This window comes from Methylobacterium sp. WL120 (genome assembly GCF_008039465.1).
Lineage (GTDB): Bacteria > Pseudomonadota > Alphaproteobacteria > Rhizobiales > Beijerinckiaceae > Methylobacterium > Methylobacterium cerastii.
Genome location: NZ_VRUT01000382.1, coordinates 1 through 323 on the forward strand (window position 1 = coordinate 1; position 323 = coordinate 323).

General features: G+C 55.1%; 1 tRNA gene. It reads left to right on the forward strand.

The annotated features are described in order from the left end of the window. Positions 1–39: 39 nt before the first annotated feature. Positions 40–116, forward strand: a tRNA-Met gene (locus FV229_RS27105). Positions 117–323 lie beyond the last annotated feature (207 nt).

A 323-nucleotide genomic window follows, 5' to 3' on the forward strand; every position in this document is an offset into this window, starting at 1 on the left:
GCCAACACATCCCCTCAACACGACACTCGATCACCCTGGCGCGGGGTGGAGCAGCCCGGTAGCTCGTCAGGCTCATAACCTGAAGGTCACAGGTTCAAATCCTGTCCCCGCAACCAAACCTCATATCCCACATAAGCCGGCTCGCCCAACGCGAGCCGGCTTTTTCGTGTTTTAAGCAGGCACGACGCTAATACTACTGTGTCACAAGATTTGGGAGTAGGGATGGTGATTCGATCTCGTGATGGAGCGAGGCATGGATCGCATGAACTCCCTGTTGGCTGCTGATCAGCTTCGTTTTGCAAGCTATCTGGAGGCTCTGTCAG